11 protein-coding genes are annotated in these 16,017 nt (G+C 39.5%); 7 read left to right on the plus strand and 4 right to left on the minus strand.

Translation table 11 applies throughout. The features are described 5' to 3' along the window. Nucleotides 1–5: 5 nt before the first annotated feature. On the minus strand, nt 6–686 hold the full coding sequence (locus ACO6S2_RS12235) for a response regulator (RefSeq protein WP_422358839.1): 681 nt from the start codon (nt 684–686) through the stop codon (nt 6–8). Nucleotides 687–881: 195 nt separating this feature from the next. Here ACO6S2_RS12235 and ACO6S2_RS12240 point away from each other — a divergent pair, with 195 nt between their 5' ends. Both ACO6S2_RS12240 and ACO6S2_RS12245 read left to right on the plus strand, forming a co-directional pair. Next, entirely contained in the window at nt 882–1,268 is a 387-nt protein-coding gene (locus ACO6S2_RS12240) for a hypothetical protein (protein WP_422358840.1), read from the plus strand. 232 nt (nt 1,269–1,500) lie between these two features. Then, nucleotides 1,501–4,476 (plus strand): ligand-binding sensor domain-containing protein, encoded by a 2,976-nt coding sequence (locus ACO6S2_RS12245; RefSeq protein WP_422358841.1) that lies wholly within the window; start codon nt 1,501–1,503, stop codon nt 4,474–4,476. Between the two features lie 4 nt (nt 4,477–4,480). Here the strand turns inward: ACO6S2_RS12245 and ACO6S2_RS12250 are convergent, their stop codons facing one another. Both ACO6S2_RS12250 and ACO6S2_RS12255 read right to left on the minus strand, forming a co-directional pair. Next, entirely contained in the window at nt 4,481–5,767 is a 1,287-nt protein-coding gene (locus ACO6S2_RS12250) for a flavin-containing monooxygenase (RefSeq protein WP_422358842.1), read from the minus strand. A gap of 434 nt (nt 5,768–6,201) precedes the next feature. Beyond that, nucleotides 6,202–10,296 carry a T9SS type A sorting domain-containing protein gene (locus ACO6S2_RS12255; RefSeq protein WP_422358843.1) on the minus strand — a complete coding sequence of 1,365 codons (4,095 nt, stop codon included), beginning with the start codon at nt 10,294–10,296 and terminating at the stop codon, nt 6,202–6,204. Between the two features lie 393 nt (nt 10,297–10,689). On the opposite strand from ACO6S2_RS12255, the gene ACO6S2_RS12260 reads away from it, so the two are divergent. Next, nucleotides 10,690–12,390: a chondroitinase-B domain-containing protein gene (locus ACO6S2_RS12260; protein ID WP_422358844.1), complete on the plus strand. Its 1,701-nt coding sequence runs from the start codon at nt 10,690–10,692 to the stop codon at nt 12,388–12,390. A 5-nt stretch (nt 12,391–12,395) separates the two neighbouring features. On the opposite strand, the gene mltB is transcribed toward ACO6S2_RS12260, so the two are convergent. After that, nucleotides 12,396–13,403 (minus strand): lytic murein transglycosylase B, encoded by a 1,008-nt coding sequence (mltB, locus tag ACO6S2_RS12265; protein ID WP_422358845.1) that lies wholly within the window; start codon nt 13,401–13,403, stop codon nt 12,396–12,398. Between the two features lie 142 nt (nt 13,404–13,545). Between mltB and ACO6S2_RS12270 the strand changes: the two genes are divergently transcribed. The 4 genes from ACO6S2_RS12270 (at nt 13,546) to ACO6S2_RS12285 (ending at nt 16,012) form a co-directional block, all read left to right on the plus strand. After that, the gene (locus ACO6S2_RS12270; protein ID WP_422358846.1) at nt 13,546–13,989 is read left to right on the plus strand and encodes a hypothetical protein; all 444 of its coding nucleotides are present in this window, start codon (nt 13,546–13,548) and stop codon (nt 13,987–13,989) included. After that, complete coding sequence (locus ACO6S2_RS12275) at nt 13,964–14,113, plus strand: hypothetical protein (protein WP_422358847.1); 150 nt, start codon at nt 13,964–13,966, stop codon at nt 14,111–14,113. The genes ACO6S2_RS12270 and ACO6S2_RS12275 overlap by 26 nt, the downstream gene beginning before the upstream one ends. A 508-nt stretch (nt 14,114–14,621) precedes the next feature. Further along, entirely contained in the window at nt 14,622–15,227 is a 606-nt protein-coding gene (locus ACO6S2_RS12280; protein WP_422358848.1) for an OsmC-related (seleno)protein, read from the plus strand. 428 nt (nt 15,228–15,655) lie between these two features. Continuing rightward, entirely contained in the window at nt 15,656–16,012 is a 357-nt protein-coding gene (locus tag ACO6S2_RS12285) for a hypothetical protein (protein ID WP_422358849.1), read from the plus strand. Nucleotides 16,013–16,017 lie beyond the last annotated feature (5 nt).

Here is a 16,017-nt window from a genome sequence, read left to right on the forward strand (position 1 = left end):
ATTATTTAAATAGTTACTAATTCTCTTCTAATAGCCTCCATGGCCATGCCCACACGGCTTTGTACTTTGAATTTTTGAAATACTGATTCCCGATAGCCGTCTACGGTTCGCACTGCCTTGTTCATTTTATCAGCTATCTGCTTATAAGTTAGGTCACTACAGGCATATTGCAAAAAAGTCAATTCCATATCTGAAAGCTCGGCTGTATCCGATAGTTCATTGGTGAGCATTCTCCTGTACCTTATATTATCGGCGTCAGCGTTGTAGAATCCTTTTTCATGAATCTCTTTTAAGGCCAATTCCAGCTCAGCCGGATGAATGTCTTTGAGCAAGTAGGCACAGCAACCAGCTTTGAGCATACTGATAATGGTAGAATCATCATCCTTCATAGATAATGCTACCAGCTTCAAGCCGGGGTAGGCTTTGGCCAATGACTGAGCAGTGGCTATTCCACCCATGACTGGCATATTTACATCTAGCAACACAATATCTGGAAGGTCGGGAAGTCGCTCAAGTTTGTCCCATAAGTCTTTACCATGCATGCCTTCCACGATTACTTGACAGTGATTGAATTGATTGATTAGTGTGCTTAAGGACTTGAGAAAGAGCTGTTGATCATCAGCCATTCCAATGGTGATTTCTTGAGAGGAGTGAGGCGAATGTTCGGTCATGGTTTGGTTATTCATGATTAAAGTTTCAGACATCTGACAATGCTAAGGACTTTATCACCTTAATGTAAGGGGAAATTTCCCGTATTGCGATTTTTTGATGAAGTTTCTTGAAATACGGGAATTTTCCCGTACCCAATACGTGGATTTTCACCTTGAAAGAGCTTACGTCTATAGACATGTTTGTAATGAAGTTTTTTAACTGAAAACGTCATGAAAGAAAGTCTAAGAGTAAAATTCCCAAGTCTCATACTGAGGCTATCAAACATAGAAATTAAGCCTATTCAGCTCGGGCTGGGGCAGGTGGCCCATCGTTTCCTTCAAAGGATGGCAGTTCTCCTTCCTGCAGAGGTGATTATGACATTTATATGTATTGAATTGATTGTTTCCAGTTTGAGTTTTCATGCCCCATGGCTCCCTTATGCTGGGATAACGTTAGTGCTTTTGTTGCGCATGTTCAGCAATTCCTTCCAATCTGATGAAAGACCATTCCATATAGGCGGATTTATGATGATCATTTCGGTAGCAGCTTATGCTATCTGGAACTTAGCTATTGCTGTTTTCTTCTTTTTGTGCTCACTATTGTTGATGACCCTATAGGATAGAAGTATAAATTTGACATGCCGTAAATCTATGCTAAGGTTCTGTTTTCAATAACAAGTTTTCTAACGTTTACCATGAATCTGGTACAATTCTAACATGGTGTAAATTTTGTATTTTAAATAATGCGTCAAGGTTGACAAGCTTCCCATAATATTTGGTTATTTTAGGTAAGCAGTATTTTAATTATCAATCATTTTACCGACCTATTCTAGTTTCGAATCGAAATAAAATGATGATGCACCTTGAGAAAATTAATTTTAGTACTTCGAAGAGTATAAAGTATTTCTGTGTGCTATGGCTGCTGTCCTTTCCGATCCGGTCCGGCCTGAGTGTTCAAAATACAAACTCCGAGAAATTTACCTCATCAAAGACCGTTGGTCAAAACGTAAGGTTTAATCATTTGACGCTGGAAGATGGCCTCTCACAGAGTACAGTAAATAGCATTGTTCAAGACAATCAGGGCTTTATGTGGTTTGGGACTGAGAATGGTCTCAATAAATATGATGGTTACAATATCAAAGTCTTTTTTGAAAATTCAAGAGATACCTCCGCGCTGAGCAACAATATTGTTAATGTAATTTATAAAGAGACTGATGATGTTTTTTGGATTGGAACGGATAAAGGACTGAATCGGTTTGATCTAAATTCTCAAAAATTTGAACAATTCTTATATGATGCAAATGATGCCAATACCTTAAGCAATGATAGAATTTATTGTATTGCAGGAACTAGGGACGGGGCTATTTGGATCGGAACCGAAAACGGATTGAATAAGTTTAATCCTAAAAATCAGACATTTACTAGATTTTTAAATATTCAAGAAGACGAAACCAGTTTAAGTCATAATACAGTTACCGCCATTATTGAAGATAACAATGATCAATTATGGGTAGCCACCCTAGGAGGGGGGATCAACCGGATGATCAATGACAAAAAAAACTTTGTCCACTATAGAAGTCAAAACCAAGATTCAGAAAGCCTAAGTGATGATCGTGTGCTAAGCATGATTGAAGATAAAAATGGTATGATATGGATTGGGACCGAATCTGGGGGGCTTAATCGCCTCAATTCCAAAACAGGAAAACTGAAAGTTTTTCAGCATGACCCAGCAGACATCACAAGTATTGGGGATAACCATGTTACTGTACTTTTTGAGGATCATTTAGGTGTCTTGTGGATTGGAACAGAATCAGGTGGCGTCAACATTTTTGATGAAACGAACAATTCATTTCTAAGGTATGAGTCAAATGCCGATGATAAATATAGTTTGAGCAGCAACCGAGTGACTTCTATTTATGAAGATCATACTGAAACAATCTGGGTGGGAACCTGGATTGGTGGAGCTAATATCTATAACAGATCTATTCAAAAATTTGACCATTTCAAGCATGAACCTCACAATCCAAATAGTATCAGTCACAATGATATAAGGCCTATTATTGAGGATGAAAATGGTTATTTATGGGTAGGTACCGATGGGGGCGGACTCAATAGAATTGATAGAAAGAAAAACAAAATCAAAGTTTATCAACATGATCCATTTAATATCAATAGCATCAGCAATAATCATGTTTATGATGTAAAGGAGGACGAATCAGGCATTTTATGGATTGCTACTCATGGGGGTGGATTAAACAAGTTTAATCCAAAAACAGAAAAATTCATTCATTACAGACATGAACCAAAAGACAATAATAGCCTGAGCAATGACAATATCAGGATAATCGAATTTGATAAAAAAGGCAATCTATGCCTAGGTACAAATGGTGGTGGACTTAATATTTTTGACCCCAAAAGCGAAAGCTTTATAAGCTATGAAAATGAGCCTGGAAACACCAATAGCCTCATAAGCAACAGAATATACGCCATGTATATTGATCAATCTGACGTCATTTGGCTTGGGACTTATGGGGGCGGCCTTTCCAGGTTTGACCCTAACACTAAGCAATTTACGACATACAAAAATGAGCCTGGTAATCCAAAGAGTTTGAGTAACGATTTTGTACTTTCTATATATGAAGATAGAAACAACACCTTATGGATTGGAACCTCTGTTGGACTTTGCAAAATGAATGACGAAGATGAAACCTTTGTTTCTTATTTTGAAAAAGAAGGATTACCAGATAATGTGATTTACGATATCATAGCTGATGACAATGATCAACTATGGATAAGTTCAAATGCCGGATTGACGAGATTTGATCCTGAAATATTAAATTTCAAAACCTATGATGTAGAGGATGGCCTTCAGAGTAATGAGTTCAATACGGGAACTGCGTTCAAGTCGGAAAAGGGTGAAATGTTTTTTGGAGGAATCAATGGTTTCAACTCTTTTTTTCCAAAGCAAATGGAAGACAATGTGCATGTCCCAAAAATAGTTATCACCAACTTCACATTGTTTAACAAACCTGTTCCTATTGGTGAAATGGAGGATGGTCGTATTCTTCTTGATCAATCTATAACTAGAGTAGATCAAATTGAGCTTTCGGACAATGATCAGGTATTTGGGTTCGAATATGCGGCGCTCCATTATGTATCTCCAGAAAAGAATGAATATGCCTATAAAATAGACGGCTTGGAAGAGGACTGGAATTATGTTGGTAGCCGTCGATTTGTTTCGTATACGAGTTTGCCGCCAGGGGATTATGTGTTTAGAGTTAAAGGGTCTAATAATGATGGGCTATGGAATGAAGAGGGAACAAGTATAAGGCTAAAGATTCTTCCCCCTTGGTGGTCTACTTTGTGGGCCAAGCTTTTGTTGGTTGTTGGCGTATTTGGTGTAGGCTTTAGTTTATACAAGCTAAGAACAGCCAAACTTAAGCGCCAAAAAAGAGAATTAGAATATATCGTTGCACTTCGTACAAAAGAACTTGAAGAAAAAAATGAAAGAATAGGGCAGCAAGCAGATGAACTTCATGCCTATAATGAGAGCCTTAATCGTCTGAATGAAAACTTAGAACAAACCGTCTCCGAAAGAACGAAGGAGCTTACAGAGAAAAATAGGAAGTTGGAGGAATATGCCTTTATGAATGCACATAACTTACGTCTACCTATCACCAATATCCAGGGTATCATTCAGCTTTTTGATGTAGAGAGATCGTATGAAGAAACAAAAAAAATGCTTGATCTCGTCAAAGGTCAATCTGACCAAATCGACAAGGTTCTCATAGACATACAGTCTAAACTAGAAGAGGATAGCTTCTGACAAATTAATGCTTTACTAGTTGCTTTTTAAGCTGCTTGACGAATTTGAAATAGTCTACTGTAATCGTATGGCGAGCTGATTTGATTTGTTTGATATGCGGGTGAGTCACCTCTCTTTTGCACAATGCTTCAATATCCTTTGGACGCTTCCACTTACCTGCAATAGCCCGTGCCGCAATTTTACTTTGTAACTCGCTTCCTGGCCAAATGCAGCCTAAAGGTTGAAACATTCCTATGAAAAATAGATTAGGATACTTGTCATGGATCATTTTCAAGTAGAGTGGTACGTCGCCCTCGCTGTAGTCAATAAAGTCCTTGTCAAAAAATGGATGCGCCAACACAAAACCGGTGCAGGCAATTACTACATCAAATTCCTCCTTAGAACCATCTTTAAAATAAACTATTGAGCCTTGGAAGCGATCTATATCCACTTTAGGAAAAACTTTGCCATGCCTCAGTTTGTATAACAATTCATCATTGACCGTAGGATGAGTAGCGGCCACAGCATGTGTTGGTTTTTGCAACCCATAAGATTCATTGCTGCCAGTCAGCAGCCTTACTGTTAATCCAGAAAGAAAATACTTGAGTTTTGGTGGCAGCCATTTCATTCTGGCGGCTACAACGTCTGTAGGTTCGCCAAATAGGAACTTAGGTACAATACGATATCCTCTTCGCCAACTTATGCTTGTTTTTTCACTTACCCTGCTCGTTTCTACCGCTACGTCACAGGCTGAGTTGCCACCTCCGATGACTAGAATCCTCTTTCTTGCAAAGGGAGCGGCTTTTTTGAACTGATGGGAATGTAAAAACTCCCCCGTGAATGTCCCCGGGTAAGAAGGGTAACGCGGTTGCCAATGATGGCCGTTGGACACTATCAGGTCCGAAAATGTTTGGGTTTTGGTTTCTCCATTATGTTCGATGGTTACTTCCCAAGAGTTATCATCGACCCATTCACAATGCTTGACTAAGGTGCTGAACTGGATTACCTTATAAAGGTCAAATTTTTTAGCGTAAGCTTGAAAGTACCTTCTTAATTGATCGTGAGAAGGGTAGTCCGGTATGTTGGGCTCAAAATCATCAAAAGTGAAATCCTCATATTGAGAGTGCTCCTTAGAACTGATGATGTGTGTGGTCTCAAAGACACTACTATGGCTTTCATTCTCACTATAAATCCAATTCCCTCCGACATCTTCATTATAGTCATAAGCTGTTACATCGAGTCTCTCATCAAGCAAATTTTTTATAGCTGTTATTCCTGAAGGTCCCGCACCAATTACACATACTTTTTTCATTAAATAGTTTCTTTAGGAATCAAAATTGGCAGTGATAAGGATGTGTCTTTTCTAGGTAGTTAAGTCTATAAAAAACTAGGTAACTAATATTCATTAGGGCCATGAGTCAATTCCAGATAAATAGCATAGGATATCAAGCAAACAACAAACAACCCAACTCCAAATATAACTATCTGATCTACCATGATAATTTATTGATGTTGGCCGTTTCTCCCTAGCTTAATAAATATTCCTAGAGTAATGATTGATGGAACCCAAATCCCGACAAATATTCCGGCGTCTTTTTGGCCAGAAAACCATAAATAGACTGAAAATAAAAAGGAAATAAATGCAGCCAATAAGAATATTTTATCTGATTTTGTCATTAACCTAAGTTAACGAAAACTTCCCAATTGAAACACCTTGTTCCGGACTTTGCGCTGCAAGTATGACCATTATAAGCTTTGTATGAATTTTTTTCTCAGTTTGGTAGTTTCAGATTCCACTTGCAATAAATAAATACCTGGGACCAAAATGGTACTTAGGTTCTCAATGGACCACTGCCTTGTAGCAGGAGAGAGGGATTCTTGATAAACTATTTTACCCATGTGATCCAGGATAGATAGTATAGACTGACTTTGTCCGTTTGTACCATCCAAACGGACTTGCATTTTGCTTTTTGTTGGATTAGGGTATATAGTGAGTTGTGCTTGCTGGATGTGTTGTGCTCTGACAGCAATAGGCTCAAATAGTTCAAAATTACCATCGTAATCCACTTGTTTCAAGCGGTAATAATTAATCCCTTCAAAATATTCTCTATCATTGAAAATGTACTCGACGCTCTCGCTAGTACTCCCATTTCCAGAAAGGGTGGCGATACTTTGATAGTTTTCACCATCTTTAGATCTTTTCAATTCAAAATAGTCATTGTTTATTTCGGATGCAGTAGACCAAACTAACTTAATATGGTCTTCATTCAAGTGCCCAGTAAATGAAATTAGATCAACTGGTAATGGTGTAGCAGTTAGGTCAGTGGTGCTTACACGCCAGTCTCCAGTCAAATTAGCTAAAGTCACAGCTGTACGGCTAGCAGTTGGGTTGTCTGCAGATCCTGTCGCTGCAGCATGTGCGCCTACTGTAGTTACTGTCGTTGCGCCATTACTTAATGCCAGACGGATGTCTGACAAATTGCCCATAGTATTCAAGTCAGTCATAGTCACATCGATGTCGTATGTTCCTCCCGTCGCTGTAGTTGTAGTTACAAAAGATGCATCATGTTTCCTAACAATATTTGTCCCTCCATCATCAAACACCGGACTGAGGTTAGTAGTGGATGAAGCATCCGTATGAGTCACACTAAATGATCCGGTACCCGTTGGGTCAACAGTGCTATTGATTTCAACTGGACGGTAGGCAGATGCCGAGGCAGTGCCTAATGCAAACAATCCATAATAATTACCAGAGTTGCTAGTCACGGGTGTCGCTGCAGGCCAAAACCTGCGAAAGGTGCCATTATACATCCAGTTAGTCGTGGTGCTGGCTGATCGAGTCAAGGAAGAGGCGGCAGCGCTTGTACCTAAAGCAAATATGAATTCGTTCATGTCTACAATTCCTGAAGTCATAGTTAGGGCATTGGACACATTAGTATCACCATTGAGGGTAAATGCCGGAGTAGCTCCAAATGAATTATTCAGAATTAGATTATAATAGTCCAGGTCAACAATAGTCTGAGCTGATGTACCATCGTACTCCACTGTACCCGTACTAGAGGTCAAATCTATAAGAGATGCGCCAACGATAGCTCCACCCAATTGTAATAAGCCAGCTCCAGTAAAAGTGAAGGTAGCTGTACCCTCTCCAGTAGCTGTGATGTCTCCATCAATATCAACCGTTCCCGTAGATAAAGTAAGCGTAGGTGCTCCGCCAAATTCAATAGTTGCAAATGCTAATTCATTTGCATTTAATGTTCCTGCACCCACAGCCAGAGTGTTTACACCTCCCGACAATACAGGGGAGGCCGGCATATCAATTTCTGCCGATACATCCAGGGTTATACCTGTGTTAATAGACACAGTAGGTGAATTTCCGGTACCGCCTTGAAAAAAAATGCTTTCACATGCAGAAGCCACATTCACCGTAATCGCAAAATCACCGCCGCCAACATTCACTATATCGCCAGCTACTGGGAAGGTGCCATTGTTTGTAGCGTCTCCATAAGTGATGGTAGACCAGGTGGTCGCAGCGTTCCAGTTACCTGTTTGACGTGTGAAATAAATATTCGCCCCTGCAGAAGATGTAGTAATAACCCCCGTGTTATTGGCAAAATAAGTATCATTTGATTGAGTAACCCCCGTACCGTTAGAATGCCCCCATATACCTGCTACTTGGCTGGTGCCGCCCAAGCTAAGTCCATTGGCTGTATGAGAGGTGAAGGTACCAAGGGCAGCTACAGCGGTGTCATCAATAGAGAAATTTCCTGCAATGGCGGTTGAAAACACAAAGGTTTTGGTACCCGAGCCAGAGAGACTAAGCCTGTTGAAGCTTGTCGCGTTACTACCTCCAATACTTTGGGCACCTGTATTGTCAAAATCAATATTACTTCCAGCGTTGTTGAAAGTCGCACCGTTATTTATCCAATCGCCTGCCACCGTGTGGGTGTGTGATCCAGCAGTAAAAGTAGATCCGGAAGCAAGTGTTAGATCTCCATCCACATCCAAACTACCCGCCACAGTTTTTTCTCCCGTTCCTGAAAGTGTTAAATTGTTGTAGTTAAAATCCCCAATAACTTGAGAAGAAGATCCATTATATTCTACCGTTCCGCTACTGGGTGTCAAATTTCCGTTGCTCGAATTAAGAAAGTCTCCCCCGACCTGCAATAAACCGGCACCGGTAAAAGTAATAGTAGGAAAGGAGAGGACCAAACCGTCAGAAGTGACATCTCCTGCTACAGTAACCGTACCTGTACTGATGGTAAGGGAATAGGTAGCCAACCAGCCGCCACCATCAAAATGAATACTACCGGCATTTAGTGTGCCGCTTCCAACCGCAAAGGTATGATCTTCACCTCCGGCAGGTCGAGGCATTCTCAAGGCCTCAGAGACATCCAATGAGATTCCGGCATTCAGACTTATGCTTGGAGAATTTCCGGCACCCTCTTCGAACACCAAGGACTCACAAGCAGAAGCCACATTTACTGTAATGGCAAAATCTCCGCCCCCGATATTCACAATATCGCCCGCAACTGGGAAGGTTCCATTGTTAGTAATATCCCCATAGGTGATCGTCGACCAGGTAGTAGCAGCATTCCAGTTTCCAGTTTGTCGGCTATAGTAGATATTTGCTCCTGCCGATGCTGTGGTAATAACACCTGTGTTATTGGCAAAATAAGTGTCATTAGATTGGGTAACACCAGTACCATTAGAATGACCCCAAATGCCGGCTACCTGACTTACTCCACCAAGGGTAAGGCCATCAGCTGTATGACCTGTGAAAGTGCCTAAATCTGCTACCACACCATCGTCTATAGAGAAGTTTCCGTCTATGGTCGTAGCGAATGCAAAAGTCTTGGTATTAGATCCGCTGAACGCCAAATAGTCAAAATTGGTCGCAGTTGTTCCTCCAATAGTTTGAGCTCCACCATTCAAATTGATGGTACTACCTGCGTGGCTAAAGGTACCTCCATTGTTTAGCCAATCTCCTCCCACATAATGTGTAAATGAATTAGCTGTAAAACTAGTACCTGAATTAAGTGTAAAATCTCCGCCTACGGTTATGGAAGTTCCTGCTGAGGTGGTAACGGAGCCATCTAGCGTTAAGTTGCCATTTACTGTTGATAGGCCTGTAATGTCCTTGACACCACTTCCTGAAAGAATAAGGTTATTATAGGTATATCCGGTAATGGTTTGATTTGTAGTGTAATATTCCACCGTACTGGTTGAGGCAGTAAATGCTCCGCCAGACATCGTGCCACCAATGTTTAAAATTCCAGTTCCTGTAAACTGTATAGCAGAAGTAGAAAAGAAACCACCACCGCCCATGGTGATGTTTCCAGTTACATTAATAATTCCTGTAGAAGCCGTAACTCTTGAAGTTCTACCAAACCCACCAACCGCAGCAACAGAAATAGAACTACACGTAAGAGTTCCATCGTTTACCGCTAGTGTTTTTTGTCGAAAGTTTTGTGTTGAGGCTCCAATTGTTACTTCATTGGAGACGATAAGGCTGTTGCCTGTGCTTATGGTTACGGTATTATTATTGACACCCGCATTCATTGTAAATGAAGAGCAAATTCCGGCCGTATTGATTGTAATCGTGCCAGTAATTCCATCTGGTATAACTACATCATGTGCTACCGTAGGAACAATATCCAGTGACCAATTGGTTGGAGAATTCCAATTTCCATCAGCTGCATCTCCATCCCAAGTATTTGTTTGAGCGATTGATTCAAGGCTGATTAGCAAAGTCAAGAAGAAAACCGTACAGAAAATTTGAATTTTTTGTTTTCTGATCAGGGTGCTGGTTGATCGGAGAGTTTCAAAAAAATCGCACATAATATTATGATGAGTACCTATAAAATATAATAATTCTATTAAATATTTGGATCAAAGTTATATAAAAGATTAATCTCTGGATACAATACTTGTGGGTTTAAATTCTTCCATGTTTAGTTTTTTGCAGTGATAACGTTATTATCAATAGAAAATTTGCTATTTTTTTCTAATCTATGGAAATAGCAATCGATCTAGTATCTTATCATTTGACTGACAAATTTTTAAAATTGTTTATCTCAGCACCAAAATTCCATCTAATATGATTGAATCGATAGCAATTATTGAATAGATAATGAAGGTCTTCAATAGTGTGAAATAATTATTTCATATAACTTACGAAGTAATTATAGTAGGAGGATTTAATTAATGTTCAATGATTTAAATAAGCATTTCATGAATAAACTACTCCTATTATTCCTTGTCCTTTTTAAACTTAGCTATTTGTCTGCCCAAAATGTGGTAGTGAGGACGGTAACTGAATTCAATACTGCAGTAGAAAGTGCTACCGCTGGCGACACCATATTCTTACAAAATGGCATTTGGCAAGATGCTCAATTAGATTTTTTCGCAAGTGGCACATCTGAGAATCCAGTGGTGCTCAAAGCTCAAACCCCAGGGGAAGTAGTACTGTCAGGAGCTTCCAGATTGAGAATCTATGGAGAGCATTTGGTGGTCAGTGATCTTGATTTTCAGAATGGCAATTCATCCGGTGATGACATTATTCAATTCAAGAAGAGCAGTAGTGAATTGGCCCAAAATTGTCGTTTGACCAACATACGGATTTTAGATTTTAATCCTGCCACGGATAATATTGCGTACAAGTGGGTGTCCATATACGGTAGCAACAATCGAGTAGATCATTGTCATTTCGAAGGAAAAAATAACGAAGGTGCCCTTATGGTGGTTTGGTTAACAGGAGAAGCCAATCATCACCAAATAGACCATAACTATTTTGCCAATATTCCTGAGCTAGGAAGAAATGGAGGAGAGACTATTCGTATAGGCACAAGTACCAATAGCCTAACAGAATCTAGGACGATTGTGGAGTATAATCTTTTCGAAGCGTGTGATGGCGAAATTGAAATCATTTCCAATAAGTCCGGTTTTAACATTTACAGATACAACACTTTTAGAAACAGTGAAGGTATGCTGACCCTAAGGCATGGTGATGATTGCGAAGTGTATAGCAATTTCTTTTTTGGAGGAGAAGGTAAATCATCAGGTGGTGTTCGAATTATTGGTGAACGTCATAAGGTGTACAACAATTACTTTCAGGACTTGGAAGGTGATGGTTTTAGAGCGGCTATAAGTATGATGAACGGGGTTCCAGACTCACCGTTGAATCGATATTTTCAGGTTAAAAATGCCGAGGTAGTGAATAATACTATCGTGTCTTGTAAAGAGCCATTTGCTATCGGAGAGGGAAGTGATAGTGAAAGAACGCTGCCACCATTGGATTGTACTATTGCGAACAATATAGCTATTAGTACTACGGGAAGCCAAGTAATAACTTATACAGACACTCCAATAAATATGTCTTACGAGTCCAACTACATGACGGGAAATGTTGGACTTAGCGATGATGGGATCATCAACTCAGATCCTGGATTGGAATTGACTGACGGTTTGAGGAAAGCTTCAAGTGAAAGTGTGATTGTGGATGCAGAGTCTTTGGATATCAGTTACTTAACATTGGATATTGAGGGTCAAACACGGGATAGCTCTCCTGATATTGGTTGCGACGAATTGGCCACCACTACTACAACCAATGAACCATTAGCTCAGGAGGATGTTGGATATGATTGGAGCAACACAGGAAGTACTCCAGTACTATCGGTCGAGGAGTCAAACGCTGTCGTGCAAGTTATATTCACAAATCGTGAGTTAGAAATCCAGGGAATCAAACAAAGTGAACTACCAGCTAAATTAACTATTCATGACTTGCAGGGTAAACGGTTAGTGAATGAGATCGTATCCAAACCTACATGGAATATGTCTATTGCCCTCAAAGGTGTTTACATCGTTTCTCTGATTAATCGGGAGGGAACTATTAGCTACAAAGCCAAAGTACAGTTTCCTGAAAGTAGTAAGTAAATTAGTTATTTCGTTTCTCTTGCTTTCTTTATGGCTTCTCCTAACTGAAAGACAGCCAGTGCATAGAGTGGACTATGGTTGTATCTGGTAATCACATAGAAGTTCTTGAAAGTGAACCAATATTCTAGGGTACCATCTTCCATTTCCATTTTTTGAAGGGAAACCAATGTATTAGGATCAATGGTATTAGTAGATTCATATCCCTTCTGTGTATAATATGAAACGGTTTTAGAGGGCTTTACTTTTTGTTTGGCTAGTGCTTCGGCGTTTTGGTCTTTAGTGGCCTTAATGGCTACCAACCCTCCTTTATTCCATCTATGCACTTTTAGATAATTGGCGACACTAGCTATACCATCGTTTACTTCATTCATCAAATCCGCACCGGTTTCGCTATCATAACTTTTGGCATAGGCCAAGTAGCTGCTTGGCATGAATTGGCCGTAACCCATAGCTCCTGCATAGGAACCTCTGATGGCTAATGGGTCTAACCCCTCATTATTACAAAGTTCTAGAAACTTGGACAGTTCTGCTTTGAAGAAGGAAGACCTTCTAGGGTAGCCAAAGGCGAGCGTGTACAAAGCATCAAGTACGAGATGGTTTCCCATCCGCTCACCAAAGTAGGTCTCAACACCTATAATGCCAATAATGGCTTCTACGCTAACTCCCGTTTCGGTGCTTACTTCATTCAGTACCTTTTCGTTTGCTTTCCAAAAGTCAACGCCAGCGTCAATGCGTTCTTGTTTCATGAAAATGTTCCGATAACGTTCCCAGGTCATGGTCTTTTCTGCCGGCCGAGTCATTTTCTCAATGATGTCTGATTGAAAACTGGCCTGATTGACAATAGCCTCTACATCCTTTAATGGCTTTTTTTGTTGGTAGGCCACGTTTCGTATAAAATCATCTACAGCAGTTTGATCCACTTGAGCATGAGCCATTGAATAGGAAAAGCATGTAAACAGAATGAAAACAATTACACGAATGTTATCGGGTTTGACCGTATGAAGTAGCGTCATGAATATTAGAAATCTATTTACTTAATGTCATTTTGGAACGAAGATAAATTCATTTTGAATAGACGCACACTTTATAATGAAATACTACTCAAAAGATTACATTTTATGAATTTGTACTGACAGATTTTCGAAAAGAAGATGTTTGCAGATAAGTATTAAAAGTGCTCGCGCACTTCAGGAACAAGAAGCATTGGTAGCCTTGGAGGTAGCCAAAAACGAAAGCAAGCAAGTTTTAACCTGCCTATTAATTGGAGGCATCCTATTACTCGCTTTGTTGCTCTTTGTATTGTACAACAGATTCCGTGTAATGACTGAGCAAAAGAAGATTATCGAGAATCAGAAGGTTATGGTAGATGCTAACAATCAGGCCCTGGTAGAAAAAAACCGAACGATCCAGGCACAAGCTGATCAGATTGCAGAAATTAATGAAAAAATCAAATTGATTAATGAATCACTTGAGACCCGAGTAGAAGAGCGTACTGAGGAGATTGAGACACAAAACAAGAAGCTCAGGTATTATGCATTCTCCAACTCTCGTACGAGCTCCTTTGTCCAGACTGATGGCTTTAATCAATCTTTGGAATGAAGAAAGTACCACTGATGATGATCGTGAAATGCTTTCTGAAAACATTTCAAGGTCTGCTTACGAATTGGACGATATTATAAAAAAGTTGAATGACCTGCTGACCAAGGAGGCAATTAGGCCTTGAGTAACGATTATTCCAAATCGTCAATCCGTTGCTCAAAGTAGCGCGAACGTAGCTCAACTTGACTGAATATATGAGTTTGCCAGATAGGTATTAGCTTAAGGCACCTAAAATCAAAAATATGGTTTTGAATTTTAAAGAAAGGCGAAAGCTAATTTCTTCTAAAAAAGGTAGAGTTAAGGCTGACTAAGTACATATCGTCCCAGAAATAGGTATCCTACGAAAGCCTAAATTTTCATTCACAATATTAGTCCTGATACAACAACGAATGGCACGACCTCTAGTTACTGCTTACAATACACGGTATGCTTTAGTCGTAATTAATATTTGCTATTGGGGTGTTTTTTAATTTTCAAAGTATTTTTTTACAAAAAAACTTTGAAAATAATAGTATAATTCTATGTGATGTAGGATTATTATTCATATAATCTTAATTTATACCGAACACTAGAATATGTAGTGTATATTTTGTTCAAAACTACCATATTTGATGATCATTAATTAGTAAAATATGTCAGAAGAGAAATTTTATCATGTAGGCGAGTTGAGTGCTGAGCAGCCTGCAAAGACACAATATGAGTCCACCAAATTTTCTAAGGCTCGTCATCCAGAACCTTATCGGTTTGAAGTAAATCTTAGTGCTGAAGCTGGTACGAAGCAGAGTAAAACCGGAGTGGTCTCTGTAAACATACCTGGGTTTAGCCCAGTCAAATTATACTGTGATGAACAACCACCAGTGGGAGAGGACACGGCTCCACCGCCACTGGCATTCTTTTCTGCAGGCATCGGGTTTTGTCTGATGACTCACTTGACAGATATCCTGACGGCCCGCAAGATACAGGTGGACAGTTTGAAGTTAGAACAGCGAATTGTATTCAGGACCAATCTGGGCCATATGCGTGATCATGGTTATATGACCAATGGTGGATGCGATATAGTGGAAACGCATGTGATCATCGACAGCCCTGAGCCCGAGGAAAACATCAAAGACTTACTCAACGAAGCGGAAAATGGATGCATGGCTCACTATGCCCTGCGGAACCCAATTCCATGGACGACCAGATTGGTTTACAATGGTAAAGAAGCTATTAATAGATCATCAGAAACTGATCATTAATCAATATTAGGCAGCCAAACATGGTCAATGTCAAATGTTTAAAAAAATAAAGCTACTCTTCATTATTATGAAAGGTAGCTTTATTATCAAATTCAAAACTCAAGCTTGTTAAAAACATATTGCCTGCAAAGACGGCATCTTTCTTTGTTGACATACCTTTTCCATTCTTGGCCGGCGACTCCCATTTGTACTAATTATTGCCACCTGCCTCTTAAGCAAATAAGTGTTTGATATATAGATTATATTATCTAAATTCATCTTGCGGTATTTTGATGGTTGTGAACGATCACAGTTATGAAATATTTGTCAATGGTACCGTCTCTCCTTATAAATATTTATATAGTCGAAAACGTTCTCAGTTTAAGAGAGTGTGGCGGTTATTGTTTGATAAAATAATAAATGAATTTTTAACCTAACCTTAGTGTCAAATGAAAGATATAAAGATGGATAGAGACAAAGGAGATGTCTCCATCAAAATCAATATTAGCGGGCTTGTTGGATGGAAATTTGCCTTTGCAACCACTGATAATGACAAACCATTTTCTGAGAAAAGCTCTCAAACCGACAAAAACGAATTTAAATACCTATTGGGATCGCCCGAAGACTTGTTTTTGGATAACAACAATTGGGATTTTGTACTGGTCAATACTGGTGAGGAGAAGCAAGAGTATGAATTGAAAATTCAATGGTTGCAAAAAGATATTGAAATTGACGTATGGAAGGACTCGGGAGAGCTCGATGTCAATGGAATTGTGGAGAAGCCAGGTAATGCACGATTAATCTGACAGAC

Source organism: Reichenbachiella sp., assembly GCF_965233835.1.
Classification (GTDB): domain Bacteria; phylum Bacteroidota; class Bacteroidia; order Cytophagales; family Cyclobacteriaceae; genus Reichenbachiella.

Excerpts from the sequence above, each read along its gene's own strand:
- ACO6S2_RS12280 (WP_422358848.1), top strand. The coding sequence starts at position 14,622 with ATGTCAGAAGAGAAATTTTATCATGTAGGCGAGTTGAGTGCTGAGCAG.
- ACO6S2_RS12275 (WP_422358847.1), top strand. The coding sequence starts at position 13,964 with ATGGCTTTAATCAATCTTTGGAATGAAGAAAGTACCACTGATGATGAT.
- ACO6S2_RS12255 (WP_422358843.1), bottom strand. The coding sequence starts at position 10,296 with ATGTGCGATTTTTTTGAAACTCTCCGATCAACCAGCACCCTGATCAGA.
- ACO6S2_RS12235 (WP_422358839.1), bottom strand. The coding sequence starts at position 686 with ATGAATAACCAAACCATGACCGAACATTCGCCTCACTCCTCTCAAGAA.
- mltB (WP_422358845.1), bottom strand. The coding sequence starts at position 13,403 with ATGACGCTACTTCATACGGTCAAACCCGATAACATTCGTGTAATTGTT.
- ACO6S2_RS12245 (WP_422358841.1), top strand. The coding sequence starts at position 1,501 with ATGATGATGCACCTTGAGAAAATTAATTTTAGTACTTCGAAGAGTATA.
- ACO6S2_RS12250 (WP_422358842.1), bottom strand. The coding sequence starts at position 5,767 with ATGAAAAAAGTATGTGTAATTGGTGCGGGACCTTCAGGAATAACAGCT.
- ACO6S2_RS12240 (WP_422358840.1), top strand. The coding sequence starts at position 882 with ATGAAAGAAAGTCTAAGAGTAAAATTCCCAAGTCTCATACTGAGGCTA.
- ACO6S2_RS12260 (WP_422358844.1), top strand. The coding sequence starts at position 10,690 with ATGAATAAACTACTCCTATTATTCCTTGTCCTTTTTAAACTTAGCTAT.
- ACO6S2_RS12285 (WP_422358849.1), top strand. The coding sequence starts at position 15,656 with ATGAAAGATATAAAGATGGATAGAGACAAAGGAGATGTCTCCATCAAA.